Below are 24,579 nucleotides of genomic sequence, written 5' to 3' on the forward strand. Positions count from 1 at the left end.
GGAGGGCCAACATACAGGATGCGCGCCCGGGGCAACCTGCCGCGAGCGCGCATCCGTGAATTATGCCCGGGTGTATGCCCCAGGTACCGCATGAACTTTCTTATTTGAGAATCTTGATGAAGGTCATGGGGTAGTCGTACATTTCACCGCGATTAGCCGCGATAGCGCCTAAGATGTGGAAGATAATCATGAGTATGCCGGTGACTGATACCACCAAAAACCATATCGGAGACATGATGAAGAGGGTGATAACCATCAGGAGGAATGCGGCGGTGTTAATAACCCACATGGAGAAGTTGAAATTGAAGGCGCGGCGCGATGATTCTTTGGTGAATTCGTAGCCGGGCTTGTCTTTGTAGATGAGCCAGAAGATGAGCGGGGCTATGAAGCTCAGCGTGTTCAGCGACAGCAGCATGGCGAGAAGCGATGAGAGGTGCGCGAATATCGCCATGTTTTTTGCGTCCGGGGTAATACCTTGGTGGTTATATTCTGGCCGTTGCTGGCTGTAACCCGAACCCGACTGTTGGTTATAACCGGGCTGATTCTGGTAGTTCGGCTGTCCGTTGTTGTAGTTAGGGTCGTAGGTCATAAGAACCTCCTCAATGCAGCGTGTTGGGCTGTGTTTTACAGTATATGCCGCCTACCTTAACGCAACATGGGAATCGTGGGGAGAGGATATTTATAGTCCTCACCGGAATTTGCTTTGACCGCCCCGATAATGTGGAACACGACAGCGGTAACGCCCAAGCCTGCGATCAGAAGCCACAGTATGGGAAACATCGTAAAGAACAGCATAAATGGTTCGCCGGATTGGCTTTGCGCCCCTATGATGAGGGATATTACCATCAGCAGAACCAGCAGCAGGAATGAACTGAAAATAGTGATAACCATGGTCACGCCCAGGTTGAAGGCTCGTGCGGCGGCGCTGCGTACCCGCTCATAGCCGGGCTTGTCTTTGTAAACCGCCCAGAAGATCAACGGAATTAAGAATCCTGCAATCCCGGAAAGATGCGCGAGCATCGCCATGTTGTTAACGTCGGTGGGCTGCTGTATCACGTAGACCGGCTGCCCGTAACCCGGTTGTGGGTAGCCTTGGCTCGGCTGCTGTGGGCCGTATCCCGGCGGGTATGGCTGCTGGCCTTGGTTAGGCTGTGGATTCTGCTGATAAGGGTCTTGGTTGGGGTCAAAATTTGGGTTTGACTGGCTCATGTTTTCACCTGTTCTGTGTGTTGTCGTCTTTGTGTTTCGTGTTCAAGCTTTTCACGGCGTCCATCTTCAAAAGTTTGCTCAAAACTCCTGCCCGATGCGCCCGCCGTCTCGGTGCTATCGCAGGATAGGCAGGGTGGGCAGAGGGTACTTATAGTCTTCACCAGAGTTTGATTTAACCGCGGCAATAATCTGGAAAATAATCATCATAATCTGGACAACGCAGCTTATCAGAACCATGAGGGTTATGGGTGCGAACATCCCCATGGCACTGGAAACAGCGGTGCTCGGATCGTTAGTCGATGCCATACCGGGTACGACCATCGTAAAAATATAGACAAACCCGCTCAGCAGGGTGATAAGAACAATCAGGTATCCCGTCAGCCCAAAATTGAAGGCCCGCGCGGCGGCGCGGCGTGCCAGTTCGTACCCGGGCTTATCTTTGTAGATAGCCCAGATAACGAGTGGAATAATAAACCCACCTAAAAGCCCGGAAAGATGTCCCCACATGGCAACCGTACTGACATCGTTGGTTTGTTGAGTCACGTATATAGGCTGCCCCGGCGGGTACGGCTGTTGGTACTGTCCCTGGTTAGGTTGCGGGTTCTGCTGATAAGGGTTGTGGTTGGGATCAAAATTTGGCTGACTCATGACAATATTCCATTCTTGAGGCTGCTGCCCCACCCCGTCGGGTCTGATGCAGACTTCCATGCGAGCCGGGCACAGCATCCTTACCGTGCTCGACCACGCGAGCAACTCAGCTTCGACAAGGTATTTTATTCGGTGTTTTTGGTCTTTTTATCATAGCGCGCACCATATTTATACGGTAGATTTTTGTGGCACGAATACCGGGTGTTTTGAGGGAGTATATAAAACTATAGAAGTAAAGAATTTACATTTATGTATAAATTTTATAAATATTTTTGGTGTCCTTGATAAAACTTTAGAGTAAAACTTCTTAGAATTGATAGTGCAAGACACATCGTTGTTTTTTAAAACGCGATGCGCTTGTATATCACACCGAACCGTAGTTACCAAAAGTGCTGACTCGGGTTCGACACTATCAAACACAAGGAGCATCATGGCATCCACCAACACCTGGCGGGCGTGCACCCGCATCGGGTTATCGGCGGTTCTGGGGCTCGGTCTTATCGCCTCCACGGCGGTACCACTCAACGCAGCAGAGACACCGTTGAGAGGGCAAGACCCAGACCTGAGAACCTCACAACAGCACACGCAGCAGCAGGTACTCTCCCCCAGCATGCTAAAGGCGCAGGGCACCATACCGGTCTACGTCAAGTTCAAGGGTCAAGGTGCCTATGAGCAGACCCAGCCGCGGGCGGTTCTGCAGAACAGACAGGCACCCGTGAACGCTCAGGCACAGGTGCAGGCGATCAAGACCCGCGTAGAGTCACAGGCGCAGTCCGTAGCGGGAGAATCGCACGCGAAAGTTCTATACACCACCCATAACGTAATGCCGGGCGTGGCGCTCATGGGCGATGCCCAGGCGATCCGTGAGCTCGCATCCCGCCCGGATGTTGAGCGCATTAGCCCGATCGTGCCGAAATACCGTCAAAATGCGGGTTCCGTCGTCGATACCGGGGCCGCCGAGAATTGGGCGCGGCAAAACACCGGGTATACCGGCAAGGGCATCAAGATTGCGGTGATCGATTCAGGGATTGATTACACGCACGCCGACTTTGGCGGACCCGGCACGAAAGAAGCCTTTGACGAGGCCACGAAACTCACCAATATGCCGGAAGCATCGTCCGGTCTCTACGACCCCGCGAAGTTCTTAGGCGGGTACGATCTTGCCGGTGACGACTATAACGGCCTGAACACGGCAGTGCCCGATAACAACCCGATCGACTGCATCAGCGGCGGTCACGGCACCCACGTGGCGGGTACTGCGGCAGGTTGGGGGGTGGATGCGCAGGGCAAGACCTTCCGCGGCGACTATTCCACGCTGACACCTGAGAAACTGGGCGAGATGAAGATCGGCCCCGGTTCTGCACCGGATGCCCAGCTGTACAGCTTCCGCGTCTTCGGGTGCAGCGGCGCCACCAACCTGGTGGGTCAAGCTCTCGATAAGGTGCTCGACCCCAACGGCGACGGCGATTTCTCAGACCGTGCCCAGGTGGTGAACATGTCTCTTGGCGGCGAGTTCTCCCCCGAAGATGACCCGGAATCCTACGCCGTCGAAACGCTGTTCCGCCAGGGTGTGCTCGCCGTTGTCTCGGCGGGTAACGCGAACGGATACAACGGTGCAGGCGATACCTACTCGAACTCTGGCCAGCCCGCGAATGCCATTTCGGCGCTGACGGTGGCGAACTCGGTGGGTTCAACCTACGCCATGGATGCGGCGCAGATTCTTGCACCCAGCCAGATTGCTGGGAAGATTCCGGGCGACTATTCGGTGGACTATAACTACTCGAAAGCCTCCGAAGAGACCCTGCGGGGTCAAGTCGTTGCGGCGCCCGCATCGAATAAGTTCGGGTGTGAGGCATTCAGCGCCGAAGACGCCGCCAAGCTCAAGGATCGGTGGGTCTTTATCGAGTGGGCAAACGAGGACGGTACTATTTCGTGCGGCTCGAAAGTCCGTTTCGACAATGCTGAGAAAGCTGGCGCTAAGGGCGTTGTCCTGTCCTCCCAGGAAGAGCGCGCCGAACTGGGGATAGCCGGGAACGAAACTATTCCGGGCTTCAGGGTGGCGAAGAGCGCATCCGATAAGGTTCGCGAGGCTGCACAGGCTGGCACCCTAGAGATTCGCCTGGGCGAAGACCTCAAGGGTGGTCTGCGTGTTCAGAGCGGTAAATTCGATGAGCTGACAACTTCGAGCGCACGCGGGTTCCACGGATCGTACGGGTACACGAAGCCCGATCTCGCTGCACCGGGGAATAATATTTCCTCTGCCGCCGTGGGTACCGGAACGGGCTCGATTCAGTACACGGGTACGTCGATGTCTGCGCCCTTTGCCTCCGGTGTGGCGGCGCAGGTGTTGCAGGCGCATCAGGATTATTCGCCGATTCAGATCAAGGCGGCGATGATGAACAGCGCAGACCATGACCTGCACGATGCCGACGGGCATACCTACGCGGTGGATCGCGTGGGTTCGGGGCGCATCGATGCGAAGGCCGCTGTTGATACCCGCGTGCTTCTGTACAACGCGGACCGTCCCGAGCAGGTCTCGCAGACTTTCGGCGTGCTGGAATATGCGGCAGATGCAGGCCAGCAGTCGCTCACCCGCGAGATGACGGTCGAGAATTTCGATTCCAAGGCGCACACCTACTCGATTTCCTATGCGGGAAGCACCGATATGCCCGGCGTTGAATTCTCGATGCCTTCCAGCATTACGGTTCAGCCGGGTGAGAAGAAGAATTTCCAGGTGAAGGTCACGATCGACCCTGCACGCTTGGAGAAAACTATGGACCCGGCGATGGAAAAGACCCAGTCCTCCATCGACCTGAACACGGGTAAGACCGTGGTTCCCGAGCAGGCGCGGCAGTTTATCGCCTCCGAATCCGGGCGTATTAAGCTGGCCGAAGGCGACCAAACCCTGCGCGTTCCCCTGCATGCGGCACCCAAACCGGTTTCGACCATGAAGGTTGCGGGCAACAACGTGCAGGTTCCCGCTGGCTCCTCCCAGACGCGAGTCACGTTAGAGGGCACCGAGCTGAACCAGGGCGGATACCGCTCCCTGCTGGGGGCCTTCGAGTGGGGCGCATCGGTGAATCGTGTTAACCCGAGCAACCTGTGGGTCAGCAGCGATATGAAGGCGAACCTGCAGCATGTGGGTGCGGCCTCGAACGCGCCCGCGCTCAAGGATGCGGGCAAAGACCCGAACGAAGGCACGCTTTCCTTCGGCATCAGCACGTGGAGGAACTGGGATGTGATCTCTGAGGAAAACACCTTCACAGTCAATATCGATACGGACGGCAATAACCGCGCCGATTATGTGCTCAAAACCGACCGTTCCGCAGGGTTGGACTTCCCGATCGTGCGCCTGATGGGCTACAAAAACGGGTCTTTGGAGCAGCTCGCCTACTATCCGCTCAACGGCGCCTGGGGCGATACCGATACAAACATGATGGACACAAACACACTCATCATGAGCGTACCCCTGAAGGATCTGGGGTTGACGGCCGAAAACGCCCCGCAGATTCGCTACAGCGTTGAGTCCATCACCCAGTACGAGTGGGAGAACGTCAGCCAGACCGACTGGATTACCTACAGCCCCTTCGCCCCGAAGGTGTGGTTCAGCGGTACCGAGTCGAGCATCCCCGGGATTTTCGCGGATGCCCCCACCACCGAGCTGACGCTGCACCGCGCCTCGGATGCGGGTTCGGCTAAGGCTCTCTTCCTGCACCTGCACAACGGCACCGGAGACCTTTCGGGTTCTCAGGGTGCAAGCGGCGAGCGCGCCCAGGTGCTTCCGGTGAGCGAGCAGAGCACGGAGACCCCTTCTGCCCCGCGCTTCACGGATGTGAAGGAGGGCGATATGTTCTACACCGAGATCGCTTGGCTAGCGCAGCGACGGATCACGACCGGCTACCCGGATGGTTCGTTCCGCCCCGCCGAGAATACGAGCCGTGCCGCCATGGCGGCGTACTTCTACCGCCTGGCGGGCTCGCCACAGTTCACCGCGCCGAGCACGCCCACGTTCAAGGATGTGGCTCCCGGCGACCAGTTCTACAAGGAGATCGAGTGGTTTGCAGCGCAGCGGCTGACGACGGGGTATGCGGATGGCACCTTCCGTCCGCAGGATGCGGTTAACCGCGATGCAATGGCGGCGTTCTTCTACCGGTATGCGGGCAGCCCGGCCTTCACGGCACCGGATAAGCCCACGTTTAAGGATGTTGCCCCGAATAGCATGTTCTACCGCGAGATCGAGTGGCTTGCCGCGCAGAAGGTGACGACCGGGGGGCCGGATCAAACCTACCGTCCGCTGGAGCCTATCCACCGCGATGCGATGGCGGCGTTCCTGTACCGCTACAACCAGGGCGTGCTCAAGGCTGAGGGTTAGCCCCTCCCCCTAATCCACCCCGCGAGCAGCGGTTTTCGCCCGAGAAGGTGGGAAAATCCTACCTTTTCGGGCGTATCCCCGCTTCTTACGAGGGTTAACACATATTCACTCCGCATCATCTGTAGATTGTTACCTTCAAAGGATCAAGGAGTATGATATGCCTCCGAATCATCGCAGACGAGGCGCCTTAGGCTGCCTTGCCGCCGCGACAAGTATTCTGTTGGCGCTTGGCACGCCTGCCAGCGCAGACATAAACCCGGGCGGTATTAACGAAAACGGGCAGTACCTCGCAACCCCCACACCGCAGAGTTCAGATGCTCTCTCCCCCACCATGAAAAAGGCGGAGGGAGATGTGCTCGTCTTCGTTAAGTTCAAGGGTCAGGGTGCCTACGAGCAGACCCAGCCCGACGAGGTTCTGCACAATAAACAGGAACCCGTTAAGAAGCAGGGTGAGGCCACCTCTATCAAGGAGCAGGTCGAGAATCAGGCTCGCCAAGCGGCTCAGGATTCCGGTGCAGAAATACGTTATACCGTGCACAATACGATGCGCGGCGCAGCCCTGCACGGAGATGCCGAGAAAATCCGTTCTCTCGCCGCGCGGGATGATGTCGAGCGCATCACCCCCATTGTGGCGAAAAAGAGCATGAATGCTTATAGCGATATAGATTCTAAGGCCGTGCAGGCTTGGGCCGAAAGCACCGGGTACACCGGTAAGGGCGTCAAGATCGCTGTAGTCGATTCCGGGATTGACTACACCCATACCGACTTTGGCGGTCCCGGCACGAAAGAGGCTTACGAAAAGGCCAAGACTCTGACGGACCTGCCCGATGCCGATTCAGGGCTTATCGACCGGTCCAAAGTGGTTGGCGGTATCGACCTTGTGGGGGATGACTACAACGCTCTCGACGCGGGTTCGACCCCTAAGCCCGATAATAATCCGCTCGACTGCCGTCCTGAAGGGTATGGAACCGGCGGGCACGGCACCCACGTGGCGGGTACCGCGGCGGGGTACGGGGTGAATGCCGACGGCAGTACCTTCCGCGGCGACTACTCCAAACTCACCGAAAACGATCTCAAGAACATGAAGATTGGTCCCGGTTCCGCCCCCGAGGCGCAGCTGCTGAGCATCCGCGTGTTCGGGTGCCAGGGCAGCTCAAACGTGGTGATGCAGGGGCTCGACCGCGCTCTAGACCCCAATGAGGACGGCGACTTCTCGGATCGCGCCAATATCATCAACCTGTCCCTCGGCAGCGAATTTTCTCCGGCTGATGACCCTGACTCCGCTATGGTGGATGCCCTCGCGCAGCAAGGTATTCTCACCGTCACGGCGGCGGGTAACGCTAATGAGTTCAACGGCGTGGGTGATACCTACTCGGATTCGGGCAGCCCCGCCAACGCCGCATCCAGCATTTCGGTTGCCAATGCTAACGGCACCATGAGCGTGTCTGATCAGCTCAAAATTGTCAGCCCCGAAAACGGAATTCCCCTTGATTTTATTGACGGCATCTTTAGGGACTTTAAGTTTATTGATGGTGACTATTCGCTCAATTTCCCCCTCGATAAGGCACCTGCCGATAAACGCACCGGCTATGTCACCCTCGCGCCCGAACGCAACCGTGACGGCTGTAAACCCTTCACCCCGGAAGAGGCTGAAAAGATCAAGGGTAAATGGGTGATGCTCGACTGGGAAGTAGACTACACCTACAAGGTCAACTGTTCCTCCGCCGAACGTTTCGATCATGTTGCCCAGGCGGGTGGCACGGGCGTGCTGCTCGTCCTCAAGGACTATCCTGCCCAACAAGGGTTTGGCGGTAACGCCACGATCCCCGGGTTCCGCATTAACACCGCCTTCGCCGCAGACATAAAACCCTACGTGGAGGCCGGAACTTTCAAGGTTGAAGCGAATGAGGCTTATAAGAAGGCAACGCATATTCCTACCAGGCTCGAATTCGGCCTCAATTCTATGAGTTCTCGCGGACAGCACGGCACCGAAGGATTCATCAAACCCGATGTTGCTGCGCCGGGAGTTGATATTTTTTCGGCGTCAGTCGGCCAGGGCACCGAAGGGGTTTACAACACCGGAACCTCAATGGCGGCACCGCATGTCTCCGGCATTGCCGCGCAGGTGATGCAGGCGCATCCAGACTATACCCCGGCTATGGTGAAGGCTGCGATCATGAACAGCGCAGACACCAATGTCACCAACAATTCAGGATATAAATATGCTGTTGATCGTGTGGGGTCTGGCTTCGTGAACGCCAAGAAGGCGGTTAACGCGAAGGTTCTGGTCTACAATGAGGAAACTCCCGAACGGGTTTCCCTATCATTCGGCGTTCTCGAATATCCTCTCGATGGCGAAGACCATACCGTAACCCGCAATATTGTCGTGCGGAATATGGATTCGGTGGCTCACACCTACGAGCTTTCGTACCAGAATGGTCCCGAAATCCCTGGTTCAGGTCCCGAAGTACCGCCCCTGGTGACCGTAGAACCGGGTGAGACCGTCAAAGTTCCTATCACCTTCTCGACTTACACCCCCTTCCTGGAAAAGACCATGGATCCCACCCTGGAGAAAGAGCAAACTGCCATGGCCTATACTGATGGGCAGTACCAGCCTATTATCTCGGGCAAACGTCAGTATATTGCGAGCGTCTCCGGCCGCATACTCCTTAAGGACGCGAACCAGGACGATTGGGAGGAGCTTATACGCCTGCCCGTTCATGCGGCGCCGAAGCCTATCTCTACGATGAAGGTTCAAGGCTCTGAGATTCAGTTTGAGAATGGTAAAGCCACCGAAACCACCGTCAAACTCGCCGGGCAGGATGTGAACCAGGGCGGCTACCGGTCCATGATGGGAGCCTTCGAGCTGGGGGCTGCGAGCCCGCGCATCCCCACCGAGAATTTGGATCTTCCCTCAAGTCAGAGCATGGATCTGCAGTATGTAGGTGCCGCTTCGGACGCTCCGGCGCTCAAGGCAGCCGGGCAGAATCCGAACGACGGTAAGATCTACTTCGGTATTTCGACCTGGGGTATTTGGGATTCCATGCACCCGGGACGTCAGCTTCAAGTAACGCTCGATACCAACCGTGACGGTAAGCCCGACTACAACCTTGAGGTGGGGCCCGAAAAGGGTCTGGATTACCCACTCGTGAAGGTGTGGAAGGCGAATGGGGATACCTGGGAAATAACCAATCGGTACCCGCTTAATGGCGCTTGGGGCGATACCGATACGAACATCATGGATACAAACGTGATGGTGCTGGGTGTGCCGCTCAAGGATCTGGGTTTGACAGCTGACTCGGCTTCGAGCATTGACTATGCGGTTTCGACGAACACGTGGAGCAATGCGAAGGCTGGCGGCGACTATGTTGATGCCACCGAGAAGATCTCTTTCAACCCGTTCGCACCGAAGGTATGGTTCGAGGGTGAGAGCGCAGGTGTTCCGGGGCTCTTTGCTGACCGTAACGGCGGCGAGATGAAGGTGCACCGCGTTGAGGGCGAGAAGCCTTCGGCACTCTTCCTGCACCTGCACAACGGTACCGGAGATTTGAGCGGTCAGAACGGAGCTGCCGGTGAACGCGCCCAGGTGGTTCCGCTGAGCGAGCAGCAGCAGAGCAGTCTGCCGAGTCCGTCAGAGCCTACAGAGTCTCCGAAAGATAGTTCGCTGCCGGGCCCCTCAGAACCCACGGAATCTCCAAAGACAGATACGTCTTTGCCGAAATAGCGTGCAGAACCTGCCAACTATGCGTTAGCACGCTGACCTGGCTGTATACCGATTCTGGTATATAGTCCACACGGTATATAACCGATCACGAATATGCTCTCGGTTCCTCCGGCAGTGAGGGAATCGAGAGCATATTCTTATATTCCGATACTGATATAAAGCCTTGTCCGTGCCTATGCGTGAAGTTTTGGCGGGTCTCTAGCACATCGGTTTCACCACGACAGGTTATCCCGAACGATGAAACAATACCCCCGCAGTAGAAAGCTCTAGGTTTATTAAGAGGCTTTTCACTGCGAGGGTATTGTTATCGACTCTGAAAGTCTATGCTCTAGGTCTTACTAATCTTTCAAGATCTTCAAGGCGGGCAGCGGGTACTTATAATCCGTCTCTCCCGCATTGGCCTTCACCGCGCCAATAATGTGGCATACGAAAGCAGCAATCCCCCATATACCAACAACGATTGCCACAACCACCATGAGAATAAGGGCTACAACCGCAAGTCCACTGCTTTTCCCAGCTACAGCAACTACTGCCAAAATAAGGGGAATGATCATACCCACAATCGTTGCAATCGAAATGGTAATCGAGACGTTGAAGGCACGCGCTGCGGCACGTTTAACAACCTCGTATCCGGGCTTATCCTTATAGATCGACCACATAATAAGCGTGGCGATCCAAGTAAGCAGAATGGATATATGCGCGAACGTTGCCTTGCCCTGCGCATCCGGCGCCTGTCCCGACACCGGCTGAGGCATACCCTGTGCGGGCTGTTGGCCATATTGATTGGGGTCAAAGTTCTGTTGGCTCATGATAGTGTACTTTCATTCGAGGTCTATCAGTGCGATGTGTGGGGTTCACCGAATATTAGGCGAACCTATCCAAGGCTAACAAAAATGCAAATAGTTCCGCCTGTTTTATACACCGCGACACTTTGTAGTATTTCTAGACTAAAAACAACAGTAAATTAGCTCTTTATAGCAAAAGATTCGGCTAATCTTTTAGATTAGCTGCATTAACTTTCGTTCCCTCAGCAAAACGGCGCCCGCGTACACTAGAAGTATGCGTGAACTTCAGGAAAAAATAGTGGCTGAAATGGGTGTACGCCCCAACATGACCGAGGCGCAGGCCCGCGATGAGATAACCCGGCGCGCACAATTCCTCTGCGACTATGCAAAAGCAACCGGCACCCACGGATTCGTGCTCGGCATTAGCGGCGGCATCGATTCCACACTGGCAGGCAGGCTCTGCCAACTCGCCAGCGAAAAACTCAACGCCGAAGGATACCAAGCGCAGTTCATGGCGGTACGCCTGCCCTATAAAACGCAGGTAGACGAAGAAGACGCGCAAAAAGCCCTCGAATTCATCGCCCCCGACCGTACCGTCACCTTCAATATTGCGGATGCGGTCGATGGCTTCAACACCGCCTACACGGCTGCCGTGGGCACGCCCATCAGCGACTTCAACAAGGGAAATATTAAGGCGCGTGCCCGCATGATCGCCCAGTATGCGCTCGCTGGCGACCCGTCCCTGCTGGTCGTCGGAACCGACCACGCAGCGGAATCCGTGACCGGTTTCTTCACGAAGTTCGGCGACGGAGGGGCAGATATACTGCCGCTCTCTGGACTGAATAAGCGGCAGAATCAGCTGCTTCTGAGGGTTCTGGGCGCATCCGAACGGCTGTGGGCTAAGCCGCCGACAGCCGACCTGCTTGACGGTATCCCCGGGCGCACCGACGAGGACGAACTCGGCATCACCTACCCGCAGATCGACGACTACCTGGAGGGTAAAGAAATTGACCCCGCCGTCGCCGAAAAGCTAGAGAACATCTACCTGCGCAGTAGGCATAAACGCACGGTTCCAGTGGGCATCGCCGATACGTGGTGGAAGTAAACCTTGGGTGAGGCTCGTTGCCCGGCGGCTTATTCTGTGCTTACGCTTTTTCACACCGCCGGATACGCGTGCGCCCGCTCGCCCAAAACAGCGCCACCCCGAGCGCGCACGACCCCATCTGCGTGACGGGGAAAGCCCAGGTGAGCCCGGTAAATCCAAAAAGTGTATCGCCCGCGAAGACCGTGATGAAAAAGAAAACGCCCACGCTCGCGGTCAAAACTACCGCCGCCACGCCTTTACCGCAGGCTTGGAACCAGGCGACAAGCAACATCACTAACGCATAGAAAACGGTTGAGAAAAGCAAAGCGGTGAGTACCTGGTCCCCCGTCGTGATGATGCTGGGTCCGCCCGCAAGATACAGCGCCCAGTCGCGGAACGCCCAGACCGGAATCGAGAATATCGCCGAGGTTCCGACTGAGAGCAGCACCGCGACCTTGAGTGCGGCACGCAGACGCTCCCGGTTCCCCGCACCGTAGGTATAAGCAAAAAGTGGAATACTGCCCATGCAGATACCTGTACACAGAGTTTGTGGAACCATAATCAGACGGATCGAAACGCCGAAGGAGGCGACCGCCGCATCGCCGTATTTAACCGCCAGGTTATTGAGCACCAGGGCCGAGACAACGAGGAAAAGACTCGATACCATTTGCGAGGACCCTACAGAGAGCACGGGTTTAAGCACGTCGGCAGAGAGCGTGAAATCCTTGAGCGACCACGAAAAATTCTTGCTCTTCGCGGTCAAAAACAGCATGTAATAAATAATGCAGGCGACGTTTGTCCCCATGAGAGCCCAGCCAGAGCCCGCCGCGCCCATGCGTAAAACGCCGATGAGCAGCACATCCAGCACGAGGTTGGCGAGTACTCCCCACAGCAGGCCATACATGGATTGTTTGGCATAGCCTTCGGCACGCACCAGCTGTTCCAGGGTAAACATACACATCCAGGGCGGGGCGCCAAGGAACAGCACGGTCACGAACCAGTGAGTCGGTTCATAGGTGGCACCACCGGCACCCATCAGCCGAGTGAGCGGATCGACGAAGAAAATCCCCGCTACCGCCAGCCCTACACCGAAGATCAGAGAAGCATAGACGGCGAAAGAGGTAACTGCGGGAATGCGGGCGGTGTTGCCTTCACCCAGCAATCGTGCCGTGAGGGTGGATGCGCCCACCCCGAAAAGTCCCGCCAGCGCGGTAATGACGCCTACCACCGGGAACCCGAAGATAAGCGCGGCAAGGTCTTCAACCGTGCCAAAGTGCCCCACAAAATAGGAATTCACCACATTGTAAATGGCGGTGATCGCCAGCCCGGTTGCCATAGGGATACCCAGGGCAAGCAGCGCGCGCATCACCGGGGCGTCTTTGAGGAAGTAAATGTTTCGGGAGTCTTCACTCAGGTTGTTTTGATGAAGAACTTCGCGGGAAAGCTCGTCTGCACTCGCCGTCGATGCGGCCTCCCCGGCAACCTGTGTTTCGGGTACACCGAGATGCTCGGCTTGGGGCACGGTGTACCTCCTTATAGGGTAATGGTCGGTGAACATAGCGACGGCGTGCGAACGCATGGAGTATAGGCATATAAGCCTGACAAGGGTATATACCCAGTCTGGAATAATTCTGCGGCATATATATGTGCCATGCAATAACCTCACATGGCACCAATACCGCAAGTTTTTCCTTATATGCCGGTAAACGCATATAACCGGTTGGCTCTCCCTGAATGCGGGGCTGCCGCCTCGCTTATCATACACGGCTGCGCCCGTGTGGGGCATATGCAGGTCGTTCCATGACGGAATAACTTCTGATACTGCACTGCACGGCAGAACCTTATATGCGGTTTTGAGCATATTATTTCAAGCTGCTTTGCCCGATATATACCAAAAGCGTTATACAGTGGTGAAACTCTGTTTCCAGGGGTCACCGCTATATAACGCTTCAGGCATACACTCAGGTCAGAGCGTTTTCACGGGTGCGAATGACAGAAAGTGTAGACCCGCTACTCAGACTCAACCTTAATCTCGGTCACGCCGTGCTCGGGGGTGCCCGATGCGGGCGCATCCTTAACCTTAGTACCGCCGGTTGCGAAGAACAGGATCACGCCCAGTACGCACGCCGAAATCTGGGTGAAGGGGAACGCCCAGGTGAGGCCGTCGAAGCCGAACCACATATTGCCGAAGATGACTGCGGGGAAGAAAAGCAGGGCAATGCCCAGGGTCATGAGCGTGGCGGGCAAGCCTTTACCGGCGGCCTGGAACCACGAGACGAACACGATGCTCACGGCGTTGAACACGGCGGCAAGCATGAGCGCGACCAGTACTTTCTCGCCGGTGGCGACCAACGAGGAGTCGCCCACGAGCTCAAGAAGCTGGCGACGGAATATCAAAACGGGGGTGGTGAAGATAATGGAGGTTGCCACCGATACCATTGCGGCGGTTTTCAGGGTCGAACGCACGCGGTCTCGATTGCGAGCACCGTAGGCATAGGCGAAGAGCGGAATACCTCCCATGCAAATACCCATACACAGCATTTCAGGTACCATGTTCAGGCGCATCGCCAGCCCAAAGGCGGCCACAGAATCGTCACCGTATCCTGCCGCAATATTGTTGAGCACCAGCGCGGAAACGGTCAGGTTTGCACTCTGAATCAGTTCGGCGGCACCCACGGCGAACACGGGTTTAATAATGTCGCCGGCGATCACAAAATCGCCGGGTTTCCAGGAGAAGTTGGGGCTCTTGCGAATAAGGAACTGCAGGTAGTACACCATGGATGCGGCGTTTGCGGCGAGCATCGCCCAACCGGCACCGGCGATACCCCAGCCGAGAACCGCAATCAGCAGAACATCGAAAATTGAGTTGATGACGACGCCCCAGATAATGCCGTACATGGATTGTTTGGCGTAACCTTCGGAACGCACCAGCTGTTCCAGGGTAAACATGCCGACCGAAAACGGCGCACCCAAAAAGAGCAGGTGCACGAAGGTTTTGGTCGGTTCAAAGGATGCTCCGGAGGCGCCCATCAGGCCGGTAATCGGGTCTGCGAACAGGAACCCGGCAATGGCGACCACCATGCCACAGGCGAGCGCAGAGTACAAGGCGAATGAGGTCACATTGCGAATACGTGTCTCATTTCCTTCGCCCAGCAGACGCGACGCCAGGGTTGATGAGCCCAAACCGAACACACCCGCGATCGCCATGATGATACCGAAAACAGGTACGCCATATCCGGTGGCGGCGAGCTCTTCGACGGTGCCGTAGTGCCCCACAAAGTAGGAGTTAATGACGTTGTAAATGCTGGTGATCGCCAGCCCTGCTGCCATGGGGATACCCAGGGAAAGAAGCGCCTTGAAAACGGGGGCATCTTTGAGCAGGTATATGTTTTTGGGATCGTCCATATTGGGCATCCCGGGGCCTGTATCAGGTGTGGGCACAGCCGGGATGGCACCAGTGGTGGAGGGTACGGTGCCTGTCACCGCCGGAACTGCACCGGTGACGGGCGGGTTCGCCTCGGACGGCGCTACTGTGCCAAGTTTTGCTGCAGTGTTGGGTTTGTCTGCCGCGCCGGTATTTTCGGGCAGGGCGTGTTTAGGTTTATGTGTCATAAAGATGCGTTTCTTGGTCTGTGGAGTGCGCCCGTCTCTGGGGCGGCATGGCTCAGGTAATATCGGTCGGCGCTACATGCCGGATGCGGGCAGGGGACTCTATTGTACCCGTTTCCTGTTGAGAAGTAAGCCCTTCCTCCCACTGCTTTTCCTCCCGACCCTCTCCCCTGCTTCCCTCTCTAATCTCCCACGCAAAAAGGCTCTTTATGTGAATAAAGAGAGTTTTTCAACGCTTTATTCACATAAAGAGCCTTTTTATACGCTAACGCTTTCAAAGGGGCACATTTTCTGCGTAAAGTCTGCGGTAAAGTTATTAGTGCCCTCTTCCCGGAATGAGTCACCGGCACAGGTTGCAAATATACATTCCGTGATGACTCTCGGGGCGGAGAGGCGGTGAGACAGATGTCATTCTACGAGATAGTAGAAACGGCTCAAGCGATCCTCATCAACTACATTCTGATTGATGGATCGGCTCAAGCCGTTTCTAATGTCGTAGAAGCTATCTCAGTATTCCTTAAGCGACTGAGGTAGCATCTGCCTGACTAGAGAGGGGTTGGTAGTTAGCGCTATCGACCCCTCTTGCCCTTGAAGGGCTAATAACAGTTGCAAATATGATTCCAGCTTAGCACACCGCCTCAGCACCATCGGGCTTCTTAGTGTTCCTTATACCCAGCGGTTCTTGGGTTCCTAGTCAAGGAACTCGGGCAGTTTTTGTTCAAGCTCGGCGCAGGCACGCTCAACAGCGACATCTGGGCCAATATGTGGATCCATGGTGCCTTCGGCACGCACAATATCAGTCGAATCGAACCCGAGCATCCCAAACACGGTCCGTAGGAAGGGGTACGACTGCTCCAACGGTGCCAGCGGACCGGTGCTGTATACGGAGCCGCTTGACTGCACGAGCAACGCCTTATGCCCGCCCATGAGACCCTGCGGACCATTCTCGCTAAACTGGAAAGTCTGCCCTCCCATAATAATGTTATCCAGGTAGTCTTTCAGGCGCGAAGTCACCGTGAAATTGTGCATGGGCATGGCGATAATCACCCGGTCGGCCGCTTTAAACTGTTCAATGAGTTCAGCACGGCGCGCAAGAATCTGCTGTTCCCGCTTACTCAGGGACGATTTTTCATCATATACCGACCCGTAAAGCGGCAGGGTTTCGGCAGTAAGTTCGGGAATATCCTCATTGTAGAGGTTCAGCACGGTTGCATCCGGCAGTTTCTCGGTCAGGCAATCAACGAGGCGGTTGGTGCAATACGCAGTTTTATTCTGGGGATCCGGGTGGGCGTTAATGATAAGGGTCTGCATGGGGCCTCCTGGTGATTGATGAACGGGAACACAAAATTTATATGATCTGACACCCTATATACATCTTAAGTTAGGGAAACTCTGCACATCAATCATCGGATGCATATGCAGCACACCGGAGCTCTTTATCAAGCATATTTTCAGGGATTTATATACGTAGCATTTTTAGCAACGGATATAAATTTGTATGTAAAGCATGCGGTAAAGTTATGAGTGCCCTCTTCCCGGAATGAGTCACCGGCACAGTTTGCAAATTTATATTCCGTGATGACTCTCGGGGTAGAGAGGGGGTGAGTAGGAATGCTGTTCTACGAGATAGTAGAAACGGCTCAAGCGATCCTCATCAACTACATTCTGATTGATGGATCGGCTCAAGCCGTTTCACATATTGTAGGCTTTATCTCAGCTTGGATTAAGAGCCTGAGGTAATACCCTACTCACAGAGAGGGGCTGGTAGTTGGCGCTACCGGCTCCTCTTGCCCATAACAGGCATCCAGTTTGCAAATATGATTCCAGCTTAGCACACCGTCTCAGCACCATCGGCTTCTTAGTGTTCTTTCTACCCAGCGGTTCTTGGGTTCTTAGGTAAGGAACTCGGGCAGTTTTTCTCAAGCTCGGCGCAGGCACGCTCAACAGCGACGTCTGGACCAATATTTGGATCCATAGTTCCTTCGGCACGCACAATATCGGTCGAAGACTGTTCTTCTGTAAGGAACCCGCGTAAATCCTCACTGATAAGGCGTCATATATCTGTTTATGCCAGCTTTTCCTTCAGCTCTTCTTCGCGTTTTCCAGCACCCGCATCAGCTCGGCGAGGCCCGCATCCAGCTGACGGCGCGTCTCAGCAGGCAGCTTTTCCAGAATACGCCGCTCATTGTCCACGTGTTCGAAGACGACTTTTTCCACCAGTTCGCGCCCGGCGCCCGTTAGCTTCACGAGCATACTGCGGGCATCGTCCGGGTTGGGGATGCGCTCAACCCACCCCCGCTTCTGCACATTCTGCAGGCGGGTTGTCATAGTGCCTGAAGTAACCATGAGCGATGCAAAAAGCTCGGTCGGGGTCAGAATATAGGGCGCACCCGCGCGGCGTAACGTCGCCAGCACGTCAAAGGCGCCATTACTGAGATCATAGGCAGCAAAAACCTCGTCAAGACGCGGCGCGAGTAGGATGGAGCATCGCTTAAGACGCCCGATCAGAGCCATATGTTCAGAAGCCAACTCGGGGAGTTCACGTTTCCACTGATCGATAATAATATCCACGGCATCGGGGCGGTTACTGCGGGAACGGGCGCTCGACATATTCCTCCTAAAATCGACTCACTACTATTTTATCTTGCTTTCAAGACAAAAAGTGATTAGGATTTATCTTGAACTCAAGGCATCTATCCGACTGCGAAGAACTATGAAAAACCGTCTTCCTCTGCTGATCATCACGGCGTTCGTCCCCATGGTTTGGGGATCAACCTACCTCATCACCTCCGAATTTCTGCCGCCCAACCGCCCCTTCACCGCCGCGCTGATCCGTGTGCTGCCAGCAGGGTTGCTGCTACTGCTCATCACCCGAGAGTTCCCGCACAAGAAAGAGCTGGGCCGAATTATTCTTCTCGGCATCCTCAATATCGGCCTATTTCAGGCGATGCTGTTCGTCTCTGCATACCGCCTGCCCGGCGGACTGGCGGCGATTCTCAGCTCAACACAAACTATTTTCGTCCTCGTCCTCACCCGAACGGTTGCCAAGAAAGCGACTCCCGCATCGGCGTGGCTGGCCGCACTTATGGGCATTATCGGCATTATTCTGCTGGTCGCATCCCCCAGCACCACCTTCGATGTGATCGGCATTCTCGCGGCACTCACCGGGGCTGTCGCCATGGCGTGCGGTATTTTCTTCACCTCCATGGGCACATCGTCTCTCTCGACTCTCGCCATGACAGGATGGCAGCTGCTCGTGGGCGGAATATTCCTGCTACCCATCGCCCTACTGACCGAGGAACCGCTGCCACCGCTCACCGCCGCAAATATCGGCGGATACGCCTTCCTCTGCCTGGTGGGCACAGCGCTCGCCTACTGCCTGTATTTTCATGGGCTCTCGAAACTGCCGCCCGCGGTCATTGCGTCCCTAGGACCGCTCAGCCCGGTGACCGCGTTTATTCTCGGCTGGATTTTCTTGGGGCAAAGCATGACGCCGCTTTCGATGCTTGGCTTCGTGCTGGTGATTGCCTCCATCCTCGGAGTACAGCGCGCGATGATGGGCGCTCGAAAAGCGACTCTTTCCCACACAAAATAGTTTTCTTGCGGCCCCACACACGACATAAAAAGGCTCTTGATGCGCATAAAGCACCAAGAGCCTAAGGTAATTGTTCTACCCGCAGAGAGGAGTTGGCAGTTAGCGCTACCAGCTCCTCTCGCCATAAGGCGTATAACTCATAAAGATAGAACCAGCTTAGCATACCGCCCCAGCGCGCCGATTAGCTGTCAGTCGTCTTAGGGGGCTCAGCGTTATTCCCAGCTGTTGTCTCTTTGGTTCCAGCCGTCTGTGAATTCCTCTCAGCACGGGCTTTTTCACGCTCCGCCGCCTCACGCTTGGCCTTCGCCTGCTCGTAAAGCTTTGCCGAGGATTTATTGATACCCGTACCCTGCCCCAGTGAAGGGTCGTTCGGGCGTTCCGCTAAGATCAGGGTTGCACACACTACGAGGGTGACCACAAAAACCGCGCCCGCCACACCTAAGGCCAACACAAGGTTGGGGTGGTTGCGGGTGCCGCCGGTTGCAAAAATAAATACGGCGAAGAAAGCCGCTACAGCCAGAGCAGCGGCAACCAGCAGGGGACCTTTCACCTGCGCTTTAAATCCGCGGGGGCGTTCTTCAGCCACTCGTTCCTCCTCTTGTGTGTGTCTAACCAGTGTACGCGCCGTTGCAGTACACCTCTAAAACCTGGGCGATTGTGAACTAGGGTTTTGTTCGGTCAGCGCCCGCTTTCTCGCTCGGTCCCAGAGAACCCACCAGCAGAAAAACGCCGATAATCAGCGCCCCGCCGCCGGGAACTCCCAGGGTCGCTTTCGCCCCGATCTCCCCCACAAACGGCAGAATCAAAGCAATTGCAAGAAGCACGCCCCCTTCCAGCACCCAGTCGCGCCACACAGCCACCGCACTACGGTAGCGCATCCCCAAGAGCAGCTTAATCAGTCCCGGCAGGCCCGAACCGGCGCATACCACCAGAATAATAAGAGCAAGGGTATCCGGTATTATCACGAGCAAAGCCCCGGATGCCGCCTGCACGAGCGCCGCCGAACTGAGCGATGCGCTTGTCGCGGGTCCGTAGTGCATCCTGCGGGCCGTGAGCGCATGTGAGGTGCCGAGTGCGAGCATCCAGAGGCCCAAAAGTATTTTGGTGAAGACATTATCAGGGGTCTGCACAAAAACGGTGATAATCCCAAAGATAAGGTATATCAGCGCGTGCAGCATTAACGATGCGCGCCCTTGCGCGGTACCAACAGCGCGCGGAACTTTTCCGCTCGGGGGCGGGGTCGATGCCGAGGGTTTCGTGCTCACGTGTACCAGAATACCGTGCAGCACCCTAAAATTCCGCATAAACCCCCGGGAGCATCCTTAATATTCCATATACGGAATATAGAATACACCCGGGGTTTAGCACTTCTGGAGCCGTTCGGGGCTACTCCAGCTCAACCGGGCCGAGCACGCGAGCCTCCTCAATATCCAGGATTTCCTGAATCGCGTGGAGCACATTCGTGTCGATTGTGCGCTCATTACGCAGGCGCTTGAGCACGCTGCGTTGCTTCTCCAAATGCCGCAGACGCAGCTCTTTCTCAAGGTCGCTCGCTTCAATAATGCGGCGGGCTTCTTCCGGCGCGTTCGCACCGTGTTTACGAACGGCGTGCAGGTTGCGGTACATACTCGCGTTGTACATCTGTTCATCGGCAATGCGGTCGATAATCCACTGTGGTGCACCAATTTCCTGGCCAATCTCAGCCACAGAGTCGAAGGACTCGGCAATTATCGTGCGCACTGCTTCATTGATCTCATCTTCTTCGGTGGTATCAACCGGAATTTTCGCCCACCTAATAACGAGCGGCAGGAGCATCCCCTGAACCACCATCGACAGCAGAACCACGCCCGCAACAATAAAGATAATAAAGTCACGCGCGGGAACATCAGTCGGCACGGAGAGAGCCACCGCGAGGGAAACACCGCCGCGCAGTCCCGCAAAGGTACTCACTACACGGCCACGGAAAGTTGTGCGCAGCTGCTTCTGCTTTTCTGAACGGTCAAGGGCACGAATAATACCAATCGTGACGTGCAGGAAAATAAAACGCGCCGCAATGGAAACAAGCCATGCCACCACAATCACGGCGAACGTCAAAGCCCACGCATAGTTGTATTCACGAAGAACATCATCCACAGGCGCAGTGGCGCTGGGCAGCTGAACACCCACGAGCACGAAGAGCGCACCGTTCATGACATAGGAGACAAACGACCAGATGGGCAGACCGTAGAAACGGTTTTGGGGTTTGATGGTATCCGGTCCGCGATAGGTCAGGTAGAAAGCGGCGACCACCACAGCCACCACTCCGGAACCTTTCATGCCCTCAAAAGGCTCGATCTCTTCAGCCAGGAAGAAAGCAATAAACGGCACGGTAAACATGAACACGCTGAAGTTCATGGGGTTGCCGATGTGCGCACGCAGCTTATTCGCACCCCATCCGACGGCCAGGCCAACGAGACTTCCGATCAGGAACGAGAAGAAGAACATTCCGGATGCGGTCCCCAGGGCCAGTTCATGACCACCCGCAAGCTGCAGGGCGAGTGCGAAAAGAACTAGGGTGGTGCCGTCGTTAATGAGTGCTTCCGCTTTAAGGGTGGTGATGGAAGATTTGGGGAGTTTGCCGTTGAGCGTTGCCACGGCCACGGCATCGGTGGGGGCGAGCGCCACGCCGATAATCAGCGCCACATGCCACAGGTAGACGCCCATAAATGTGTGAAGCACCCAGGCGATAACGAACGCCGTGAAAATTACGAGCACCGTGCCCGAGAGCAGAATGCCGCGCAGACGGGCGCGCACCTCACGCCAGGAGGTGTTTCGGGTCTCCCAGAACAGCATCACGGGCAGGAAGATTTCGAGAATCACGTGCGGGGGCAGCCCGGCCTCGCGCACCTCGTGCATGGCGTGAACGGGGATGAGCGCCAGCACAAGCCCCATGAAAATGAGCATAATGGCGGGGGTTATTCGTATTTTATGGGCAAGGATATTACCCAGAAGAATCGCCAGCGACAGGGCAATAATGACTTCAAGCACGGTGACGTTCCTTGATGTGTGTTGGAGATTGAAGAGAAATAAACAGCGCCAGAATAACACCTGTGAAGGCGTGCGTATTCCAACATATCACGGGGTAAAAATACGGCTTTCATACTGAACTGTACTCTTTTCGCGGTACTGTGGTTCTAAATGCAAAAGACGCGCGAATATAAGATACCCCGTGCAGGGGTGCACACCGAGCGGTCTAGTTATCTGTTCTATAGGAGTCGGCTTACGAGGCTGTATAACGCCGTGAGCATCACGAAATATGACGATTCGTGTCACGCAGACACAAAGATGCGCGCCCTGCGGCAGAAAATCCGTCACGGGGCGAGCATACATGCACCAAACGTGAGAAAATGGGGGCATGACTGAACAGACTAATTCCCCAGTAACCGGCTCCCCGCTCGTGAAGCGCGGGCTTGCCGACATGCTCAAGGGCGGCGTTATTATGGACGTCGTCACCCCCGAACAGGCCAAGATCGCCGAAGATGCTGGTGCCGTCGCCGTCATGGCGCTTGAGCGCGTACCCGCCGATATTCGTGCGCAGGGCGGCGTGGCTCGTATGTCCGACCCCGATATGATTGAGGGCATCATTAACGCCGTCTCGATTCCCGTGATGGCGAAGGCGCGCATCGGGCATTTTGTTGAGGCGCAGATTCTTGAAAGCCTCAAGGTGGATTACATCGATGAGTCAGAGGTACTCTCCCCCGCCGATTACGTGAACCACATTGACAAGCACCAGTTCACGGTGCCGTTCGTATGCGGCGCCACCAACCTGGGCGAGGCGCTGCGCCGTATCGCCGAGGGTGCCGCCATGATCCGCTCGAAGGGTGAGGCCGGCACCGGTGACGTCTCGGAGGCAACCAAGCATATCCGCACCATTAAGCGCCAGATCGCCGAGCTGCAGGGCCTGTACAGCACCATGCCCGACGAGCTGTACGTGAAGGCGAAAGAACTTGCCGCCCCCTACGACCTGGTGCTCGAAGTTGCGAAGACCGGTAAGCTGCCCGTGGTCATGTTTACCGCCGGTGGCGTGGCAACCCCCGCCGACGCCGCCATGATGATGCAGCTGGGCGCGGACGGCGTATTCGTCGGCTCCGGCATCTTCAAATCCGGAAACCCCGAGGCACGCGCTAAGGCCATCGTGAAGGCAACCGCGTTCTACAACGACCCCGAAAAACTGGCGGATGCATCACGCGGTTTGGGCGAGGCCATGGTCGGCATCAACGTTGCCGATCTGCCTGCGCCGCATCGTCTGGCGGAGCGCGGCTGGTAAGTATAGACCGACCACGTGGCGGATGCGCGCTCGCCGATCGATATATTCGGATCAGGTGAGGGCGCCCGGTCAAGACGTGCAGGGGGTGAAGCTCGGTGCGGGCTTCGCCCCCGATTCTGTTCAGATACGTTATCTGCTCGGGTGAGTTTGGCGCTCTCAAACACAGCCCGAAACCCAACGTTCTACATTGTGTGAGCAACCTAGTGTTGCAGAAAGATAGGCTCATGAGCGAGATTGAGGTTCTTCCCCCGGCTGCCCTGCCCGGTGTGGGCAAAACCGTGGGTGTTTTGGCGCTGCAGGGCGGCGTTGCCGAACACGCGCGCATGCTCGAATCCCTGGGTGCGCAGGTGGTGCTCGTCAAAAGTGCCGAGCAGCTGGCAAACCTGGATGCGCTGGTTCTGCCCGGCGGCGAATCTTCCACGATTGACAGGCTGACCCGTATTTTTGGGCTGCGCCAGCCGTTGATTGAGGCGATTTCGGGGGGCTTGCCGACCCTGGGAACCTGCGCCGGGTTGATCATGCTCTCGACTGTAATTGACGATCCGGCTCCGGGGCAGCAGTCGCTCGGTGTTTTGGATGTTTCGGTTGGGCGTAACGCCTTCGGCTCGCAGGTCGATTCGGCGCAGGTTCATTTGCCGTGGCTTACACCCTCGGGTGAGGAAGTCGTGATCGATACGGCGTTTATTCGCGCGCCGATTGTGACCCGTGCCGGTGAAGGTGTGCAGGTGGTGGCGCATCATGAGGGCAAGATTGTGGGCGTGCGCGCCGGGAACATTATCGGCATTTCTTTCCACCCGGAAGTCACGGGCGATACCACCGTGCACGAGGAACTGCTCTCGCTAATTCGGTAGGCCCTTTCCCGTCTCTCCCCTGGTATAAAAAGAGCCTTTACGTGAATGAAGGCTCTTTTTATGTGGGAGAACAAAAGTTATCGGAACCTATCGGGGGTTATCGGGATTTTTAAGATAAGTCCCGATAGGTTGAAATAAGTGCGAAAACTAGTTATCCCTTTTAAGGGATTTCTGGGGATACGTTGGGATAGCTTACCGCACAGCTGTATTTTTCGAGGCGGTTGCAAAAAGCTGTTGCGCTTCCCAGACAAAGGCTGTATCTAAGGTTCTCTTGCGGAAGAACAGCCCTCGGCAGCCAGTAGGCGGTGTGCTAGACTAAAAGCATATTTCATGATGCAAAGCTCATGAACGGAAGGGCTCAATAGTTGCCGCTACCAAGCCCTTCCAGTGAGCAGG

Annotated in this window: 18 protein-coding genes; 7 read left to right on the forward strand and 11 right to left on the reverse strand. The window is 55.9% G+C overall.

Annotated features, from left to right (window positions below):
- Nucleotides 1-100 precede the first annotated feature (100 nt).
- From HMPREF2804_RS09290 to HMPREF2804_RS09300, 3 genes are all read right to left on the reverse strand, one after another.
- Nucleotides 101-589 (reverse strand): DUF4870 domain-containing protein, encoded by a 489-nt coding sequence (locus tag HMPREF2804_RS09290; RefSeq protein ID WP_004006466.1) that lies wholly within the window; start codon nucleotides 587-589, stop codon nucleotides 101-103.
- A gap of 56 nt (nucleotides 590-645) precedes the next feature.
- On the reverse strand, nucleotides 646-1,209 hold the full coding sequence (locus HMPREF2804_RS09295) for a DUF4870 domain-containing protein (protein WP_048752773.1): 564 nt from the start codon (nucleotides 1,207-1,209) through the stop codon (nucleotides 646-648).
- 114 nt (nucleotides 1,210-1,323) lie between these two features.
- The gene (locus tag HMPREF2804_RS09300) at nucleotides 1,324-1,857 is read right to left on the reverse strand and encodes a DUF4870 domain-containing protein (protein ID WP_065423711.1); all 534 of its coding nucleotides are present in this window, start codon (nucleotides 1,855-1,857) and stop codon (nucleotides 1,324-1,326) included.
- A 430-nt stretch (nucleotides 1,858-2,287) separates the two neighbouring features.
- On the opposite strand from HMPREF2804_RS09300, the gene HMPREF2804_RS09305 reads away from it, so the two are divergent.
- Together HMPREF2804_RS09305 and HMPREF2804_RS09310 are read left to right on the forward strand one after the other, a co-directional pair.
- Nucleotides 2,288-6,229, forward strand: a complete 3,942-nt coding sequence (locus tag HMPREF2804_RS09305; RefSeq protein ID WP_070628083.1) for a S8 family serine peptidase — start codon at nucleotides 2,288-2,290, stop codon at nucleotides 6,227-6,229.
- Nucleotides 6,230-6,386: 157 nt separating this feature from the next.
- Complete coding sequence (locus HMPREF2804_RS09310; protein ID WP_070628085.1) at nucleotides 6,387-9,953, forward strand: S8 family peptidase; 3,567 nt, start codon at nucleotides 6,387-6,389, stop codon at nucleotides 9,951-9,953.
- A gap of 338 nt (nucleotides 9,954-10,291) precedes the next feature.
- Here HMPREF2804_RS09310 and HMPREF2804_RS09315 read toward each other — a convergent pair whose 3' ends face one another.
- Entirely contained in the window at nucleotides 10,292-10,762 is a 471-nt protein-coding gene (locus tag HMPREF2804_RS09315; RefSeq protein ID WP_070628087.1) for a DUF4870 domain-containing protein, read from the reverse strand.
- A 250-nt stretch (nucleotides 10,763-11,012) separates the two neighbouring features.
- On the opposite strand from HMPREF2804_RS09315, the gene nadE reads away from it, so the two are divergent.
- Complete coding sequence (gene nadE, locus HMPREF2804_RS09320) at nucleotides 11,013-11,843, forward strand: ammonia-dependent NAD(+) synthetase (RefSeq protein ID WP_048754615.1); 831 nt, start codon at nucleotides 11,013-11,015, stop codon at nucleotides 11,841-11,843.
- A 40-nt stretch (nucleotides 11,844-11,883) separates the two neighbouring features.
- Here the strand turns inward: nadE and HMPREF2804_RS09325 are convergent, their stop codons facing one another.
- Together HMPREF2804_RS09325 and HMPREF2804_RS09330 are read right to left on the reverse strand one after the other, a co-directional pair.
- The gene (locus HMPREF2804_RS09325) at nucleotides 11,884-13,344 is read right to left on the reverse strand and encodes an MATE family efflux transporter (RefSeq protein WP_070628089.1); all 1,461 of its coding nucleotides are present in this window, start codon (nucleotides 13,342-13,344) and stop codon (nucleotides 11,884-11,886) included.
- A gap of 488 nt (nucleotides 13,345-13,832) precedes the next feature.
- Nucleotides 13,833-15,434 carry an MATE family efflux transporter gene (locus tag HMPREF2804_RS09330; RefSeq protein ID WP_070628091.1) on the reverse strand — a complete coding sequence of 534 codons (1,602 nt, stop codon included), beginning with the start codon at nucleotides 15,432-15,434 and terminating at the stop codon, nucleotides 13,833-13,835.
- Between the two features lie 402 nt (nucleotides 15,435-15,836).
- Between HMPREF2804_RS09330 and HMPREF2804_RS10825 the strand changes: the two genes are divergently transcribed.
- Entirely contained in the window at nucleotides 15,837-15,965 is a 129-nt protein-coding gene (locus tag HMPREF2804_RS10825) for a cell division protein FtsL (protein WP_083308374.1), read from the forward strand.
- Nucleotides 15,966-16,121: 156 nt separating this feature from the next.
- On the opposite strand, the gene HMPREF2804_RS09335 is transcribed toward HMPREF2804_RS10825, so the two are convergent.
- Nucleotides 16,122-16,742 carry an FMN-dependent NADH-azoreductase gene (locus HMPREF2804_RS09335; protein ID WP_070628093.1) on the reverse strand — a complete coding sequence of 207 codons (621 nt, stop codon included), beginning with the start codon at nucleotides 16,740-16,742 and terminating at the stop codon, nucleotides 16,122-16,124.
- A gap of 771 nt (nucleotides 16,743-17,513) precedes the next feature.
- Nucleotides 17,514-18,041 carry a MarR family winged helix-turn-helix transcriptional regulator gene (locus HMPREF2804_RS09345; protein WP_048754619.1) on the reverse strand — a complete coding sequence of 176 codons (528 nt, stop codon included), beginning with the start codon at nucleotides 18,039-18,041 and terminating at the stop codon, nucleotides 17,514-17,516.
- Nucleotides 18,042-18,144: 103 nt separating this feature from the next.
- Between HMPREF2804_RS09345 and HMPREF2804_RS09350 the strand changes: the two genes are divergently transcribed.
- Entirely contained in the window at nucleotides 18,145-19,026 is an 882-nt protein-coding gene (locus HMPREF2804_RS09350) for an EamA family transporter (protein ID WP_048754620.1), read from the forward strand.
- A gap of 181 nt (nucleotides 19,027-19,207) precedes the next feature.
- Here the strand turns inward: HMPREF2804_RS09350 and HMPREF2804_RS09355 are convergent, their stop codons facing one another.
- From HMPREF2804_RS09355 to HMPREF2804_RS09365, 3 genes are all read right to left on the reverse strand, one after another.
- Nucleotides 19,208-19,612, reverse strand: coding sequence for a hypothetical protein (locus HMPREF2804_RS09355; protein ID WP_048752420.1), 405 nt, complete (start codon nucleotides 19,610-19,612; stop codon nucleotides 19,208-19,210).
- A 76-nt stretch (nucleotides 19,613-19,688) separates the two neighbouring features.
- A complete protein-coding gene (locus HMPREF2804_RS09360) occupies nucleotides 19,689-20,291 on the reverse strand; it encodes a hypothetical protein (RefSeq protein WP_239664715.1) in 603 nt (200 codons plus the stop codon).
- A gap of 121 nt (nucleotides 20,292-20,412) precedes the next feature.
- Nucleotides 20,413-22,053: a Na+/H+ antiporter gene (locus HMPREF2804_RS09365; protein WP_070449962.1), complete on the reverse strand. Its 1,641-nt coding sequence runs from the start codon at nucleotides 22,051-22,053 to the stop codon at nucleotides 20,413-20,415.
- A gap of 367 nt (nucleotides 22,054-22,420) precedes the next feature.
- Between HMPREF2804_RS09365 and pdxS the strand changes: the two genes are divergently transcribed.
- The gene (gene pdxS, locus HMPREF2804_RS09370; protein WP_070535662.1) at nucleotides 22,421-23,332 is read left to right on the forward strand and encodes a pyridoxal 5'-phosphate synthase lyase subunit PdxS; all 912 of its coding nucleotides are present in this window, start codon (nucleotides 22,421-22,423) and stop codon (nucleotides 23,330-23,332) included.
- A gap of 224 nt (nucleotides 23,333-23,556) precedes the next feature.
- On the forward strand, nucleotides 23,557-24,183 hold the full coding sequence (gene pdxT, locus HMPREF2804_RS09375) for a pyridoxal 5'-phosphate synthase glutaminase subunit PdxT (protein WP_070628095.1): 627 nt from the start codon (nucleotides 23,557-23,559) through the stop codon (nucleotides 24,181-24,183).
- Nucleotides 24,184-24,579 lie beyond the last annotated feature (396 nt).

The sequence above is a fragment of the Rothia sp. HMSC065G12 genome, assembly GCF_001811455.1.
Classification (GTDB): Bacteria; Actinomycetota; Actinomycetes; order Actinomycetales; family Micrococcaceae; genus Rothia; species Rothia dentocariosa.